Annotated in this window: 9 protein-coding genes; 5 read left to right on the plus strand and 4 right to left on the minus strand. The window is 44.1% G+C overall.

Going from position 1 to position 17,088, the window contains the following annotated elements:
* Nucleotides 1-69: 69 nt before the first annotated feature.
* Together QVP90_RS01320 and QVP90_RS01325 are read right to left on the minus strand one after the other, a co-directional pair.
* The gene (locus QVP90_RS01320) at nt 70-1,869 is read right to left on the minus strand and encodes a glycoside hydrolase family 2 protein (protein WP_007479089.1); all 1,800 of its coding nucleotides are present in this window, start codon (nt 1,867-1,869) and stop codon (nt 70-72) included.
* A 28-nt stretch (nt 1,870-1,897) separates the two neighbouring features.
* Nucleotides 1,898-3,961, minus strand: coding sequence for a beta-L-arabinofuranosidase domain-containing protein (locus QVP90_RS01325; protein WP_005927079.1), 2,064 nt, complete (start codon nt 3,959-3,961; stop codon nt 1,898-1,900).
* A 426-nt stretch (nt 3,962-4,387) separates the two neighbouring features.
* Here QVP90_RS01325 and QVP90_RS01330 point away from each other — a divergent pair, with 426 nt between their 5' ends.
* Genes QVP90_RS01330 through QVP90_RS01340 form a run of 3 tightly spaced genes read left to right on the plus strand, consistent with a single transcriptional unit; the run spans nt 4,388 to nt 9,510 of the window.
* Nucleotides 4,388-6,871, plus strand: coding sequence for a glutaminase family protein (locus QVP90_RS01330; RefSeq protein WP_264381140.1), 2,484 nt, complete (start codon nt 4,388-4,390; stop codon nt 6,869-6,871).
* 28 nt (nt 6,872-6,899) lie between these two features.
* On the plus strand, nt 6,900-8,363 hold the full coding sequence (locus QVP90_RS01335; RefSeq protein ID WP_005927072.1) for a glycoside hydrolase family 125 protein: 1,464 nt from the start codon (nt 6,900-6,902) through the stop codon (nt 8,361-8,363).
* Between the two features lie 22 nt (nt 8,364-8,385).
* A complete protein-coding gene (locus QVP90_RS01340; protein WP_021935477.1) occupies nt 8,386-9,510 on the plus strand; it encodes an aldose epimerase family protein in 1,125 nt (374 codons plus the stop codon).
* A gap of 308 nt (nt 9,511-9,818) precedes the next feature.
* Here the strand turns inward: QVP90_RS01340 and QVP90_RS01345 are convergent, their stop codons facing one another.
* Nucleotides 9,819-10,886: a M20 family metallo-hydrolase gene (locus QVP90_RS01345; RefSeq protein ID WP_005927066.1), complete on the minus strand. Its 1,068-nt coding sequence runs from the start codon at nt 10,884-10,886 to the stop codon at nt 9,819-9,821.
* Nucleotides 10,887-10,974: 88 nt separating this feature from the next.
* Here QVP90_RS01345 and QVP90_RS01350 point away from each other — a divergent pair, with 88 nt between their 5' ends.
* A complete protein-coding gene (locus QVP90_RS01350) occupies nt 10,975-12,783 on the plus strand; it encodes an AMP-dependent synthetase/ligase (protein ID WP_007479085.1) in 1,809 nt (602 codons plus the stop codon).
* A gap of 126 nt (nt 12,784-12,909) precedes the next feature.
* On the opposite strand, the gene QVP90_RS01355 is transcribed toward QVP90_RS01350, so the two are convergent.
* Nucleotides 12,910-15,831, minus strand: a complete 2,922-nt coding sequence (locus QVP90_RS01355; RefSeq protein ID WP_007479084.1) for a M16 family metallopeptidase — start codon at nt 15,829-15,831, stop codon at nt 12,910-12,912.
* A 132-nt stretch (nt 15,832-15,963) separates the two neighbouring features.
* Between QVP90_RS01355 and prfB the strand changes: the two genes are divergently transcribed.
* A protein-coding gene (gene prfB / locus QVP90_RS01360; protein ID WP_122282116.1) for a peptide chain release factor 2 occupies nt 15,964-17,083 on the plus strand; the annotation gives its coding sequence in 2 pieces (ribosomal slippage) (nt 15,964-16,026 and nt 16,028-17,083; 1,119 coding nt in all).
* Nucleotides 17,084-17,088: the final 5 nt, after the last annotated feature.

The following is a 17,088-nucleotide window of genomic DNA, read 5'->3' on the forward strand; positions in this document are numbered from 1 at the left end:
AACCTGTTTTTTATCTGTCTTTGAAAATGAGATGGAAGCAGATTTAAACAGGTCTTTGATTGGTAGGTGTTATTTTGCCGGTCTGCTTGGTATTTTCTCGAAGATGGCTTTGATGCGTTTCATGTCCAGCTTCGGGCGACGGTCGTAATAGTAGACACCGTTCTTCTCTTGCTCGACATCTGTTAATTGGGTGTAACAAAAACCGCATACATGTTTGGAAGCAATCAAGGCGTCTATCTGTCCTTCCAAGCGTTGGTAGAAAGCTTCTTCATCTTTAGGCATTCCACCGTATCCCCATGAATTGTTACGATCTGTGGCCGCCATCCAGGGGATGCCTCCGAATTCGTCCAGCATGTAAGGTTGTCCTTCATATACTGCTAAGTATTTTTTATCGCGTGAGTTACGATAAGGTTCTTGTCCCTCTGTTATTTTTAATTCATCGATGAGCTTGTCTTTTTCTTGTGTATAGTTATGCACGCTCCAGATATCTGTCAGTACATGGTTATCACCACTGGCATCGTTGATGGGGCGGGTGGGATCGATGGCTTTTGTAATGTGATATATGTCCTGAATTAATCGTACATAAGTATCCGGACCACCTCCCCACGTTTCGTTAAAAGGCGTCCAAGTGACAAGTGAAGGATGATTGCGGTCGCGTATGACGGTTTCGCTCCATTCGCTGATAAAATTGCGTACGGCAAGTTCGTTATTGACGTCCGAACCCCAGCTGGGTGATTCACCCCAAGTGATATAACCCAGTTTGTCGGCCCAATAGTAATATCTCTCTTCAAATATTTTTTGGTGTAGACGTGCGCCATTGAAGCCGGATTCTTTTCCCAACTCGATGTCGTGCTTCAGTGCTTCGTCCGTCGGTGCAGTCCATATTCCTTCGGGATAATAGCCTTGATCGAGTACAAGACGCTGGTAGTAAGGTTCGTTATTCAAATAGAAGAGTCCGTTGGCTGTATGTACTTTGCGCATACCGGCATACGATTTTACTTCATCTATGAGATGTCCTTGTGTATCTTTTATGCGGTAGATGATGTCGTAAAGGTGTGGGGTTTCCGGAGTCCATAGTTTCGGTTTTTTTACAGGCAGGATGACGGTAGAACTGTTGGCACATTTTACAGATTTTCTGCCGATAGTTTTCTGTCCATCCAACAAAGTGACTTCCAGCGTACCGTCTGATTCATTGTAAAATTCCGGCTCTATGACGAACTGTTGCTGATCGATGTCCGGGCGGATCACTGCGGCTTTCAACCCGGCCGGGGCTACAGCTTCCAACCATACGGTCTGCCAGATACCTGTAACTCGGGTGTACGAACAACCACCGGAATAAAAATTATTGCATTGTTTACCTATTGTTTGCAAACCCGAACGTTGTTCGTCTTTCACGTATACGATCAGGTTGTGAGTGTTTCCGGCTTTGGCAAAGCGGGTCAGATCCATACAAAATGAAGAACTTCCTCCGATGTGTCGTCCGATGAATTGGCCATCGATAAATACTTCGGCTTGATAGTCCACAGCTCCGAAGTGCAGAAGAATTTTCTTTCCCTTCCAGTCTGTCGGGATGGAAATCTTTCTCTGATACCACATTTGATTGATAAAATCGGTATACTCTACGCCTGATAATTTACTCTCCGGACAGAAGGGTACAGTGATGTTTTTGGAAAATTTCTCCGCAGATTGTAGTTGACGGTCTTTGCCGGAGTTACCAAAGTCGAATTGAAAAGTCCAAGTTCCGTTCAAGTTTATCCATTCCGACCGTTCGAATTGAGGGCGCGGATACTCCGGGCGGGGAGTACTTTCGCTAAATCCGTCAGAGATGTTGATAAGTAGCAATAGCGCTACGGTTAATAATTTGTTCATGGTAGGATTAGTTTATATGGTTGTTGATTTATTCGTAGGTGTTTGGAAAAGCAGAAACTCTCAACCGGGCGGCGCCCATCGGTATCAATGTGATCTCTTCCCTGTCTCCTTTGGGGGCGTTGGTTTCGGGCAATTCGCTGCATAATCCGTACTTGTCGAGTGTCCAGGAAGGTATTTGCTTTCCGATGGCTTTCACCTCTAACGGCACGTTGGAAACAGTAAACGGAAAATTGTCCGATGGCCATTCCTTTCGTATGACTTTGAAGTTTTTCAAGGGAACTTTTGAGTCCAATACCAATGCATAGTTCCAGGGTGATTTTGGAAAAATCTCATAAGATGGCCATTGGGTGGCATCTGCTCCTTCCTGCCAGCGGGAATCGTATATGGCTGTGGAACGGCTGTCTTTTTGGATGTACTCCTCATTAATTTTCAGTGACAGGGTCAGTGGTCCGTAGTTTACGCTGACACTGTTTTTATTTACTTGCCAAGTACGTATGGAGAGCTTCATCGGTAAGTTCAATTCTACTTTGTCTCCATCGGTCCAGGTACGGTCAATATAAATATATTTTCCCGGTATGGGATCGATCTCTTTTTGTTTTCCGTTGATGGCCAGTTCCGGTTGGTCGCACCACGAAGGGATGCGTAAGTAGAACGGAAAGCGTACATCTTCGGTGGTGTTGACGGTGAAACTTATTTTTTCTTCAAAAGGATAGTTGGTTTGTTCATGAAGAGTAATTTCCTGTCCGTCGGCTACTTTGAGCGTTGCCTTACATGCTGCATATAATGCGATAGCGGCTCCATTGTCGGGAGTTGCCAGTATCAGATGCTCGCTGTAGTAGGGCCACCCTTGTGCATGGTTGTGTTGGCAGCAACGGCTGCTGAACGGGTTCATGGCAAGGAAAGGACCACTGTTGTCGATTCCCGGATGATGGTTTTCCGAATCGCTTACGGTGTGATTGGGGCAGGTGATATACCGCAATGCTTTGAAATCGGGCATTACAGCTGCCGGATAGGTATTGAAAGCCACTTCTTCGCAATGCTCTGCCCAAAATGGATCACCGGTCATGCAGAGCATGATTTCATCGGAAGCCATCTGTTCCACCATACCACAGGTCTCTACGCCCTGCCGTGGATCAATGTATCCCATGCGGGCATTTTCGTCGGCTCCGAACATACCTCCCGGTACTTGCCCGAAAGTCCGTCGGATAAGGTTGTGTACATTGTAGGATGCTTGCAGTAGAGTCGAATCGCCTGTAAGCATATAATAGCTTGCAGGCTCGCGAAAACATTGTGCGATGTTCACATTGTGCCAGTTGGGCAGAGTGGAAGGACGTGTCCAATCAGCCGTGTTCCGGTGGATTTTCTCTGCCAGTTTCAACAGAAAACGATCTCCGGTGCGATTGTAGAGCCAATAAACACTTAGCAGATTATCGCCTCCCCGGCTGTTTTCCCAGTAGTCTTCTAAAAATTGTTCGTCCGGTATTGTCATTTGCCATTTAAAGTAATTGGTCATCAAGTTGATCACTCTTTCGTCCTGCGAATACTCATAGTAAGATTGCAGGCACCATAGCATGATCATTTGTGCCCAAAGCTCCGGTTTACCGTTTCTGGTGTTTACCGGGCCGAAATAGCCATTGGGTTGTTGGCTCCGGAATACTCCTTCGATCCAGGTTTTGGCTTCGTTTATCATCTTTTCGTCTTTTAAGATGTAAGCCATGTTGCCATATCCTTTCAGCCAATAGGGAACTTCTTCCCAGCCATGATCGCCGCCGTTGGTGAGCCAGGCATTATTGTCTTTGGCAAGCCATGCGCTGATTTCTCCCAAATGTCCGGTCAATCCCTCTTTTTGCAGATTCAGGTACTTTTTTAACCATCCTTCCGGTTGTATGGCGCCCACGGGAAGTTTAATGAAATTCATCGGCCTTAACGGGGAACGGTTTCCCGCATAGTTAACATTGGCTTGTGTACAGTCCGGGCGTTCTCTCATTAAAACTTTTTCTTGTCGTGTTTCACCGGATGTACATGAATTCAGTGTACTTCCTAAAATCAGTGTAACGGTGAAAATTTGTGTCAGTTTTGTAACGGTATTCATGTTTTTCTTGTTAGGATTCAAATTACAAACTAAGTGAAAACAGAGACAAATGTAGAAAATAAATCATTCAATAAATTGCTCATTTGTCTATTGGGCATTTTCTGATACTTTTTTGGCAGAATAGGATACTTTTTTCTTTTATTTACAACAGATGAATGCTTTTTTATTTGCTTAAAATGGTGTTCCTTTGTGAAATCATATTTCCTTTGCGTGAACCTGTTTCTACTTTTGGGGGAAGTATTGACTGAAAAAACTTTCGGATTTTTCCAAAATAGATTGATCATTATCACGATTGGTTCATTTTTACTATTTTTTGGTTGGATTTTACCGGAACGCCGGTTGTTTTTTTCCTTTTTTTGCAAATTATAATGTACCCGTATGAAGAACACATTTTTTATAATTTATATAACGGCAAAATTGAAAACGATGAAACAACAATGGATGACACTCGTTTGGGGTGTAATGGTATTATTATTTAGTAGTTGTGGTGATACTAAAATAAAACATGATAGTAAGAATGAATTAAGGCCCCCGGCATATCCGTTGGTGACAATCGATCCGTATACGAGCGGATGGGCATTTTCCGACTGTCTTTACGATGCTCCCGTGAAACACTGGACGGGAAAAGATTTTCCTTTGATCGGTGTGGCAAAAGTCGACGGACAGGTTTATCGCTTTATGGGTGCTGAGGATGCAGAATTCACTACGCTTGCCGGAACTTCGGAGCAAAGTCTTTGGAGTGGAAAATATACTACCCGTAAGCCGGCGGATGGCTGGCAAAACCCCGGATTTAATGATCATTCATGGAAAGAAGGAGAGGCGGCTTTTGGTACGATGGATAGTGAGCCTACTGCCAGAACCCAATGGGGAGAAGAACATATCTGGGTACGCCGTATCATCCATATAACCGACGATTTGCAAGGGCGAAAGGTCTATTTGGATTATTCTCATGATGATGACGCAGTTATTTACATAAACGGTATTAAAGTAGTCGATACCGGCTATGCTTGGAAAAAACATGTTGTTACAAAATTGCCGGAAGAAGTCGTAGCTACTTTGAAACTGGGTGAAAATCTTATAGCCGCCTCTTGTCGCAACCGCGCACATGGCGGATTGCTTGATTTCGGATTGGCAGTAGAGAAAGAAGGGCAACGTAGTTTTGTGCAAATAGCCCGGCAACTTTCTGTCGAAATACAACCAATGCAGACTCTTTATAAATTTGCCTGTGGCCCGGTGAATTTAGATTTGACGTTTACCGCTCCGCTTTTTATGGATGATCTGGAGTTGATGGCGCGTCCGGTAAATTACATTTCATATACTGTGGCTTCTACTGATGGGCAAAAGCATGCTGTCGAACTTTATTTTGAGGCTTCTCCGCAATGGGCGGTGGACCTTGCCGGACAACCTTCTACGGCAGAAAGCTTTGTAGATGAAAATCTTGTATTTCTGAAAACCGGTAGTCGTGATCAGAAAGTGCTGGCTAAAAAAGGAGATGATGTCCGTATTGATTGGGGATATTTTTATCTGGCTGCCGATAAAGAGAATACTCAATATGCTACTGGCAGTAGCCGGGAGTTGCGTAAAAGTTTTGTTGAAGGCAAACTCTCTGCTACCGGAACGGACGGATATGACCGTTTGGCGCTGGTACGTTCTTTGGGCGAAACGAAAGTTTCGGAAGGGCATTTACTGATTGGTTATGATGATATTTATTCAGTTCAGTATTTTGGTGAGAATCTTCGTCCTTACTGGAACCGGAGTGGAAACGAGACGATTGTTTCCCAATTTCATAAAGCAGAACGGGAGTATGACGTACTGATGACCAAAGCGATTGCTTTCGATAATCAACTTATGAGAGAAGCCACCGAAGCCGGTGGCCGCAAGTATGCGGAACTCTGTGCATTGGCCTATCGACAGGCTATTGCTGCCCATAAATTGGTAGAAACACCCGATAAAGAACTTCTGTTCTTGTCAAAAGAGAATTTCAGTAACGGCTCTATCGGTACGGTGGATATTACTTATCCTTCCGCTCCTCTTTTTTTACTTTATAACCCGGAAATAGCCAAAGCACTGCTCAATCACATTTTTTATTATAGCGAAAGTGGAAAATGGACTAAACCTTTTGCGGCGCACGATATAGGCACCTATCCATTAGCGAATGGTCAGACGTACAACGGTGACATGCCGGTAGAAGAGTCCGGAAATATGCTGATAATAACTGCTGTCATTGCCGCCATAGAAGGAAATGCCGATTATGCAAAGAAGCATTGGGAGACATTGACTACCTGGACAAATTATTTGGTAGAGTATGGTCTCGATCCGGAAAACCAACTTTGTACTGACGACTTTGCCGGACACTTTGCCCATAATGCCAATCTTTCTGTCAAGGCAATTTTGGGTATCGCATCCTACGGGTATCTGGCTGATAAATTAGGTAAAAAAGAGATTGCCGGACAATATACGCAAAAGGCGAAGGAAATGGCGGTCGAATGGGAACGGATGGCCAATGACGGTGATCATTATAAGTTGACTTTTGATAAATCCGGTACATGGAGTCAGAAATATAATCTGGTTTGGGATAAATTAATGAATTGGCAGATATTCCCCGAACAAATCGTAAAGACGGAGATTCCCTATTATCTGACGAAGCAAAATAGATACGGACTGCCATTGGATAACCGTCAGACCTATACCAAAACAGACTGGATCATGTGGACGGCTACGTTAGCACCGGATAAAGCTACTTTTGAGGAATTCATCGAACCGGTTTATCTGTTCATGAACGAAACCACCGACCGCATCCCGATGTCCGATTGGGTATTTACCGATAAACCGGAGCACCGGGCTTTCCAGGCGCGTTCTGTTGTGGGGGGCTATTTTATAAAGATGCTTGAAAATAAAATGAATAACTAACTAAACAGTTTTTTAAACCTATTGATTTATGTCACAAAGAATATCGAGTAAACTTATCGGCGTTATTGTTACAGGTGCATTATTCTGTACTCCGGGCGCATTTGCATCTACTGTATTTTCAACCGAACATGTGTGTGTGACGGATGCCATCCAAAAGGATAATCGTCCGGAGCCGGATAAACGTCTGTTTCGTTCGCAGGCCGTAGAAAATGAGATTGTCCGTGTGCAAAAACTATTAAAGAATGCCCGTCTGGCCTGGATGTTTACCAACTGTTTCCCGAATACATTGGATACGACGGTTCATTTCCGTGAGGGCAGTGACGGGAAACCGGATACTTTTGTCTATACCGGTGATATACACGCGATGTGGCTTCGTGACTCCGGAGCTCAGGTATGGCCTTATGTACAATTGGCCAATTCGGACCCGGAATTGAAACGTATGCTTGCAGGGGTTATTCACCGCCAGTTTAAGAGTATTGTTTTTGATCCCTATGCTAATGCGTTTAATGATGGACCGGTCGGTGGATATTGGATGAGTGATATGACGGATATGAAACCGGAATTGCATGAACGGAAATGGGAAATCGACTCTTTGTGTTATCCCTTGCGTCTGGCTTATCAATATTGGAAGGTGACCGGTGATGACAGTATTTTTGATGAAGAGTGGATACAGGCCATCACCAATATTCTTCGTACATTTAAGGAGCAGCAGCGCAAAGAGGGTGTCGGTCCTTACCGGTTTGAGCGTAAAACGAACCGTGCACTCGATACCGTGACTAACAACGGATTAGGAAATCCGGTGAAGCCCGTAGGCCTGATCGTTTCTACTTTCCGTCCGTCGGACGATGCTACTACTTTCCAGTTTCTCGTGCCTTCCAATTTCTTTGCGGTTTCCTCGCTTCGCAAAGCTGCCGAGATTCTGCAAACAGTGAATAAGAAAACGGCTCTGGCAAAAGAGTGTACCGATCTTGCGAAAGAAGTAGAAGCGGCTTTAAAGAAATATGCCGTATACAAACATCCGAAGTATGGTAAGATATATGCTTTCGAAGTCGATGGTTTCGGAAATCATTTATTGATGGATGACGCCAATGTACCCAGCCTTCTGGCGATGCCGTATTTGGGCGATGTTGATGTGAAAGACCCGATTTATCAGAATACCCGTCGTTTTGTCTGGAGCGAAGACAATCCTTATTTTTTCAAGGGGAAAGCCGGTGAAGGCATCGGTGGTCCGCATATCGGTTATAATATGATTTGGCCGATGAGCATTATGATGAAAGCTTTTACCAGCCGGAGCGATGAAGAGATAAAGACTTGTGTGAAGATGCTGATGGATACAGATGCCGGTACGGGATTTATGCACGAATCTTTCCACAAGGATAATCCGAAAGACTTTACCCGTGCATGGTTTGCTTGGCAGAACACCTTGTTTGGTGAACTGATCTTGAAACTGGTGAACGAAGGGAAAGCCGATCTGCTGAATAGTATCGAATAGTTTTTTTTAGAAATAATTTAGTATGAAAAGATTTTCAATGTGGGCATTGAGCGCCCTTTTACTGGCAAGCTGTGCTACCGGTGAAAAACCGACTGCGTCCGGTTTATTAAAAAGTAATTTCCAGACAGAAGTAGATGGTAAGAAGACGGATTTATTTGTATTGCGGAATGCAAACAACATGGAAGTTTGTATTACGAACTTCGGTGGGCGTATTGTTTCCGTAATGGTGCCCGACAGGGAAGGAGTTATGCGGGATGTGGTTTTGGGATTTGATTCTATCCGGGATTATATCACCATACCGTCTGATTTTGGTGCCAGTATCGGACGCTATGCGAATCGTATCAATCAAGGTCGCTTTACGCTTGACGGAGTAGAATACGTCTTACCTCGTAATAATTACGGTCACTGTTTGCATGGGGGGCCGAACGGTTTTCAATATCAGGTATATGATGCCCGGCAGACTGGTCCGCAGGAACTCGAACTCACCTATCTTTCTAAGGATGGAGAAGAAGGTTTTCCCGGCAATATCACTTGCAAAGTGCTGATGACACTGACGGACGATAACGCTATCGATATCCGCTATGAGGCAGAAACGGATCAACCGACTATTGTCAATATGACGAACCATTCTTATTTCAATCTGGATGGTGATGCCGGCAGCAATTCCGATCATTTGCTGACCATTGATGCGGATTATTATACACCGGTGGATAGTACTTTCATGACTACCGGCGAAATAGCTCCTGTAGAAGGAACACCGATGGATTTTCGTACGGCAACTCCGGTGGGTGCCCGTATCGATGACTTTGATTTTGTACAGCTAAAGAACGGAAACGGATACGACCACAATTGGGTATTGAATACCCAAAGAGATATCACCCATAAATGTGTTACTTTAGAATCTCCCAAAACCGGTATTGTATTGGATGTTTATACCAATGAACCCGGTATACAGGTTTATGCAGGAAACTTCCTCGACGGAACGATAACGGGTAAAAAAGGTATTGTTTATAATCAACGTGCTTCCGTATGCCTTGAAACACAGAAGTATCCTGATACTCCAAATAAACCCGATTGGCCTTCGGCTGTATTACGCCCGGGTGAAAAGTACAATAGCCATTGTGTCTTTAAGTTCTCTATTAACTAACCTGAATAACTCATGATCAGTAGTTAAGTAGTCAAGGAAAATATATTAGACAAGATGCTTCTGTTTAACTGCTTGCTTCTTAACTACTTATCACTTGATGCTTACTACTTAGAGATACATAATCAAATAGATTTCTGATAGGCAAGGAGATGGCTTCTTGTCTGTCAGAAATCTATTTTTGGTATATAAGAACATCCGGATGTTGTTGTATAAAACATGGGGATGTTGTGCCTAATGTGTTCTTTATTAAAAATGCGCATATTTCTTATTGCCTGTTGTTGAAAAAACTATTTATCCCTTCCGCCTGTCTAAAGAGCCAGTTCGTCCAGCAATTTCAGATACAGGTCTATTGCTTCTTCCATCTCTTTCAACATGACGTATTCGTCTGCCGTATGTGAACGTGATGAGCGCCCCGGTCCTATTTTTACCGATGGAAACGGCATTAAAGCTTGGTCCGACAGGGTAGGAGACCCGAAAGGAACACGTCCTAACTTAATGGCTTTCTGCACAAAAGGATGTTTTTCTTCGATCCGTGAAGAGTTAAGACGGAACGAACGCGCTTCGGCTTTGCAAGAGATATGTTTCTTTATCTCTGCGAATAATTCTTCGTTAGAATACAGCTCGTTGCTCCGTACGTCCACCACAAACGTACATCGGTCGGGAACCACATTGTGCTGTGTGCCGGCATTGATTACCGTAACGCTCATCTTTACAGGACCGAGTAAGGGAGATTCCTTTTCAAAACGGTAATCACGAAACCAGGCAAGGTCAGCCAACACTTTATAAATGGCATTGTCACCTTCGTTACGGGCGGCATGTCCGGCTTTTCCGGTAGCGGTCACATCCAGCACCATTAGACCTTTTTCGGCAATGGCAGGTTGCATTTCTGTCGGTTCTCCTACGATGGCAAATGAGATGGGAGGAAGTCCTTTTAATACACTTTCTATTCCGTCTTTACCGGAGACTTCTTCTTCACAGGAAGCCAGATAGATCAGATTGTATGACTGCTGTGTTCTGCATAGTTGCAGGAACACCTGTAACAGGGTAACCACACTGGCACCGGCATCATTGCTTCCTAACCCGTAGAGTTTACCGTTTTCTTCTCTCGGGGTGAAAGGGTCTTTTCGCCAGCCATTTACAGGCTTCACCGTGTCGATGTGGGAATTGAGTAGTATGGTTGGCTTTTTCAGATCGAACATCGGACTGAGACACCAGATATTGTTGCCTTTACGGCCGGTTGTCATACCTTCCGCTTCGATATAATTCTGTAGATGGTCGGCTGCTTGTGCTTCTTCGCGGCTGACCGAGGGGATGGCTATAAGCGATTTAAGAAGGCTTACGGCCTCTGTCGTTAAGTAAGATACATCGTATTTCATGCTGCAAACTTACTGATAATTATTGAAAAAGGCGATAGTTTCAAATAAAACTAATATCTTTGCCGTGTATTTACTAACAACAAAAGATATGACTTATCATCATTTATCTGTCTTGGTTCATCGTCAGGCTGAAAAGTATGGCGAAAAGACAGCGCTCCGATACCGTGATTACCAGACCGCACAATGGATTCCCATTTCATGGAACCAGTTTTCTAAAACTGTCAGGCAAGCTGCTAATTCTTTGGTGGCACTCGGTGTACAGGAGAAAGAGAATATCGGTATTTTCTCTCAAAATAAACCGGAATGCCTTTTTACGGATTTTGCGGCTTTTGCCAATCGGGCGGTGACCATCCCACTGTATGCGACGAGTTCTCCCGCACAGGCACAATACATTATCAACGATGCACAAATCCGTATTCTTTTTGTAGGCGAACAATTTCAGTATGATGCTGCTTTCAGTGTATTCGGTTTTTGTCCGTCGTTGCAGCAGATTATCATATTCGACCGTTCTGTGGTAAAAGACCGGCGTGACGTATCTTCCATTTATTTTGATGATTTTCTGGCAATGGGTGAAGGATTGCCTCATAATGATGTGGTGGAAGAACGTACTTCACGCGCTTCGGAAGACGATCTGGCCAATATTTTATATACTTCCGGTACGACGGGAGAGCCCAAAGGAGTCATGTTGCATCACTCTTGCTTCCTTGAAGCTTTCCGCATTCATGATATTCGTCTGGTGGATATGTCGGACAAAGATGTGTCGATGAACTTCCTGCCATTGACTCATGTGTTCGAGAAGGCTTGGAGTTATCTCTGTATCCATAAGGGAGTACAGATATGCATCAACCTCCGTCCGGTGGATATTCAGATGACGATTAAGGAAATTCGTCCGACTCTGATGTGTAGCGTACCGCGTTTCTGGGAGAAAGTTTATGCCGGTGTACAGGAGAAAATAGCCGAAACTACCGGTATAAAGAAAGCGTTGATGCTCGATGCTATCCGTGTAGGTAAGATACACAATATAGATTACCTGCGTAAAGGAAAAACGCCTCCCCTGATGCTTCATTTGAAATATCAGTTCTATGAAAAAACAGTTTATTCATTGCTGAAGAAGACAATCGGTATTGAGAATGGTAACTTCTTCCCGACGGCCGGTGCGGCGGTTCCTGATGAAATTTGTGAATTCGTACATTCGGTAGGAATTAATATGCTGGTTGGATACGGACTTACCGAATCTACGGCAACCGTTTCATGTTTTCAGAATTCAGGGTATGAAATCGGTTCGGTGGGTACTGTAATGCCGGACGTGGAAGTGAAGATCGGTGAGAACAACGAGATTCTGCTGCGTGGAAAGACAATCACCAAGGGGTATTATAAAAAAGCGGAAGCTACGGCTGAGGCTATCGATAAGGAGGGATGGTTCCATACAGGCGATGCCGGCTATCTGAATGGAGATTGCTTGTATTTGACAGAACGCATCAAGGATTTATTTAAAACGTCCAACGGGAAATATATATCTCCGCAAGCGTTGGAGACAAAGTTAGCCATCGATCGTTATATCGACCAGATTGCGATTATCGCTGATCAGCGTAAATTTGTATCTGCATTGATTGTGCCCATGTATGGTTTTGTGAAAGATTATGCAAAAGAGAAAGGTATTGAATATAAGGATATGGAAGAATTATTGCAACACCCGAAAATTATCGGCTTGTTCCGCGCCCGTATCGATACATTGCAGCAACAGTTCGCCCATTATGAACAAGTGAAACGCTTTACACTTCTACCGGAACCGTTCAGCATGGAAAGAGGAGAACTGACAAATACATTGAAGTTGAAACGCCCTGTAGTAGCTAAAAACTACAAGGAGGTGATAGACAAGATGTACGAGGAGAGTTGAAAGTTGAGAGTTGAAAGTTGAAAGTTACTTGCAGTGTGATAGCAGCACTGTTGGTTTTTAACTCTCAACTCTTAACTGTATTCAGACTTTCAACTTTCAATTTTCAACTGTATTTATGGCAACTATTTAGTATCCGAAGATTTCCTCTTGTGTCAGTTCCCGAATAGGTCCTACTTCTTTCAGTTTTTCCATATCCAGTTCTTTCTTGTCACCGAGGATGCAGTATGTATAGGTGCGTCCTTTTATCCATTTCTTCTGAAAATCGGTTACGTCTTTCAACGTCATGTTCTGTGCATCATTATAGAGTTTGATACGGCTATCTACATTCTGTCCCAAGTCTTGGGCATTGATATACGACCAGATAATGTCGCTTTTGATGATACGTTCTGTGCGCAGACGGGCGATAAGTCCTTCTTTGGCAAGCTTGAAAGCAGCTTCGGATTCCGGCATATTATTGATGATGTCGTTAAAGACTTTGATGGCATCGATCATTTTGTCGTTCTGAGTTGCTATCTGAGTCTGCAACATATACGGGTATTTCAGATAAGACGGACGGTTCAATCCGGCCCATGCAGAATATGCCAGTCCGCGACTTTCACGCATTTCCTGGAAAACGATAGAGTTCATACCCCCACCGAAGTATTCATTATACATCTGGCGGGACGGTTCGATCATCGGATCGAATTTATCGCCACGATTGGATAGTTGGGTCATATAAATCTGTTTTGCTTCGTAAGGTGCGATAAAGATTTGGGTAACCGGTGTTTCCAGACGTGGGAATTCATTGCCTACAGGAATTTCTTTCAGCTTTTTGGGCGCCTGGTGATTTTTGTTGATGATAGCCAATAGTTCTTTTTCGCTTGTTGGCCCATAATACAGAATGCGATGTTGATAACTGTTCTGATTGTGGATACGGTCTATTAATTCTTGTGGATCCATGTTCTGTAGTTCGGCCTCTGTCAGAATATTGGTAGCCGGAGACTTCGGACCATACATGCCATAGCTCATCAGGCGACGGAAATTCTGCATTTGGTTCAATTTGGCATCTTTACGGGATTTCAGAATATCTGCCACCATATTGGTGTATGCCTCTTTGTTGACTTGTGCATCTGCCATCAGCTTTTCGAAAAGCTTCATTGCTTCGGGCATGTTCTCGTTCAGTCCCGACAGTAAGACATAAGTACGCTCGTTGCCCGGGACTACCCGGAAAGTACATGCCAGACGATAGAATTCGCTTTTTAATTGTTCCGGAGTCATGTCGGAAGTACCTAAATAATCAATGTAGTCGAATGCCGTACCGAGCACTTTATCATTGTTATTGCCCATATCGAATACATAGATCAACTGGAAAAGATCGTTGCTTGTGTTCTGTTTGTAGAGTACGGGGATATTCGATTTGGCTTTCAGTTGGCTGAGGTCTTTCTTGAAATCGAGGAATACAGGTTCGATCGGTTTTACGTTACTATTTTGTATTTCACTCAAGAAGTCGCTGGTTACGTCACGATTCATTACGATCGGTGTGATAGACGGTTTGGTCATTTTCTTCTCGTTAGGATCTTGCCCTTGCTTTTTGTAAATAGCGGCATAATTCTGATCCGTCAGATATTTATTGGCAAAAGCGACGACGTCGGCTTTGGTCAGTTTTGCCATACGGTCGATGGCGGTTACTTCGTCTTCCCATTTGGCACCGTTGACAAAAGCATTCACAAACATGTCTGCACGTCCTTCATTACTCTCTAACCTCTGCATCTCATAGAGCTTGAAGTTGTTAATGTTGGCTTGTAGCATCTTTTCGTCAAAATCTCCGGCGCGAAGTTTGCTGATCTCTTCAAGTAACAGATTTTTTACATCGTCTAATGTCTGTCCCTGTTTGGGACGTCCCTGTAACATCAGTGCCGAATAGTCTGCCATGTCTAACGGATAACCGTAAGCCTGCAATACTTTCTGTTGCTGGTTGAGGTCGAGGTCGATAAGTCCGGCTTTGCCATTATACAGAATTTGCGATACCACTTGCAGCGTTTCAAATTCTTTGCTGGCGGCTCCCGGAAATCTCCATGCTAATGTCAGGCTTTCGGCATCCGGTCCCAGTACTTCTCGCACGATCGGCGCCGTGATCGGCGTCTCTTTCGGCAGGTTTAATTTCGGCAAGTTCTTGTTGGGCTTCAAATGACCGAAGTATTTATCGATGGTAGCGATCATTTCATCCGGATCGAAGTCGCCCGAAAGGCAGATAGCCATGTTATTGGGCACATACCATACCTTGTGATAATTTTTGATATTGGTGATGGAAGGGTTTTTCAAATCTTCCTGTGTTCCCAATACGGTCTGGGTGCCGTAAGGATGATGTGGGAAAAGGGAAGAAAGCACTGTTTCGTATACCTTGCGCGGATCTTTGGTCAGCGACATGTTTTTCTCTTCGTATACCGTTTCCAGTTCTGTGTGGAATCCACGGATGACGCAATTCTCAAAACGGTCTGCCTGTATTTTTGCCCAGTTGTCTATCTGGTTAGAAGGAATGTCGTCTTCATAAACCGTCTGGTCGAAAGAGGTATAAGCATTGGTACCGGTAGCACCGATGGCAGCCATCAGCTTGTCATATTCGTTGGGGATGGCCAGTTTGGAAGCTTCGTACGACAGGCTGTCTATCTTATGGTAAATGGCGGTGCGCTCTGCTTCATCGGTGGTTTTCCGGTATATTTCGAATTGTTGCTCGATCTGGTCCAGCAACGGTTTTTCGGCTTCATAGTTTTGTGTTCCGAACTTTTTGGTTCCTTTGAACATCAAGTGTTCAAAATAGTGAGCCAGCCCGGTGGTTTCGGCAGGGTCATTTTTACCACCTACACGTACGGCGATATACGTCTGTATGCGTGGTTGTTCTTTGTTGACGGTCATATAGACCTTCAGCCCATTGTCAAGTGTGTAAATACGTGCTTTCAACGGATCGTTGGGCACTGTCTCGTAGCGGTAATCTTTGAGAGAAGCGCTGCTTACACTTGCCGCCATCAGAAGAAATAGCGACAGGCAGGATAATTTTAGTAGTTTATTCATATAATGATAACAATTTAGTTATGAAAGCAAAGGTAGCAGAATTTTGTTTATCTTTGCACCCTTGAGACTAATAAAATGATTGGATAAAGTAACTTCAATCGTAAATTGTAAATCGCTAAATTATAAATCGAAATGATTACTATTGAACAGCTTAAAGACGTGAAAGAGCGCACTGATGCGCTGAGGAGGTATCTTTGACATCGACGGGAAGAAAATTCAGGTCGAAGAAGAACAATTAAGGACACAAGCTCCGGGTTTCTGGGATGACCAGAAGCGTGCCGAAGCGCAAATGAAGAAGGTGAAAGATCTTCAGAAATGGATTGAGGGTTATAATCATGTCAGGACACTGAGTGATGAACTGGAACTGGCTTTCGATTTCTATAAAGACGATCTTGTCACCGAGGCGGAGGTGGACGAAGGATATGCCAAAGCATTGGAAGCGGTTGAGAATCTGGAGCTGAAAAACATGCTTCGCGGTGAGGCCGATCAGATGAGTTGTGTTCTGAAGATAAATTCCGGTGCCGGTGGTACGGAGAGTCAGGATTGGGCGTCCATGCTGATGCGTATGTATCTGCGCTATGCCGAAACGAATGGCTATAAGGCCACTATTTCTACTTTGCAGGAAGGTGATGAGGCAGGTATCAAGACCTGTACCATCCAGATAGAGGGCGATTATGCCTACGGCTATTTGAAAGGGGAGAATGGGGTACATCGTCTGGTGCGTGTTTCTCCATATAATGCACAAGGAAAACGAATGACCTCTTTTGCTTCGGTTTTTGTCACTCCGTTGGTTGACGACAGTATCGAAGTGAATATCGAGCAGGCACGTATTTCCTGGGATACTTTCCGTTCGGGTGGTGCCGGAGGTCAGAATGTAAATAAGGTGGAGTCGGGTGTGCGCTTGCGCTATCAGTTTAAAGACCCTTATACTGGTGAAGAAGAGGAAATCCTGATCGAGAACACCGAAACCCGTGACCAACCTAAGAACAAGGAAAATGCCATGCGCCAGTTGCGTTCTATCTTATATGATAAAGAGCTACAGCACCGTATGGCCGAACAGGCAAAAGTGGAAGCAGGAAAGAAAAAGATAGAATGGGGGTCGCAGATACGAAGTTACGTATTCGATGACCGCCGTGTGAAAGATCATCGCACTAATTATCAGACTTCTGACGTCAATGGAGTGATGGATGGAAAGATCGAAGACTTCATTAAAGCCTATTTGATGGAATTTTCATCCGAGGAACAAAATTAATTCTC

Origin of the sequence: Bacteroides sp. CAG:189 (assembly GCF_000432295.1) — a bacterium.
GTDB classification, from domain to species: Bacteria; Bacteroidota; Bacteroidia; order Bacteroidales; family Bacteroidaceae; genus Bacteroides; species Bacteroides salyersiae.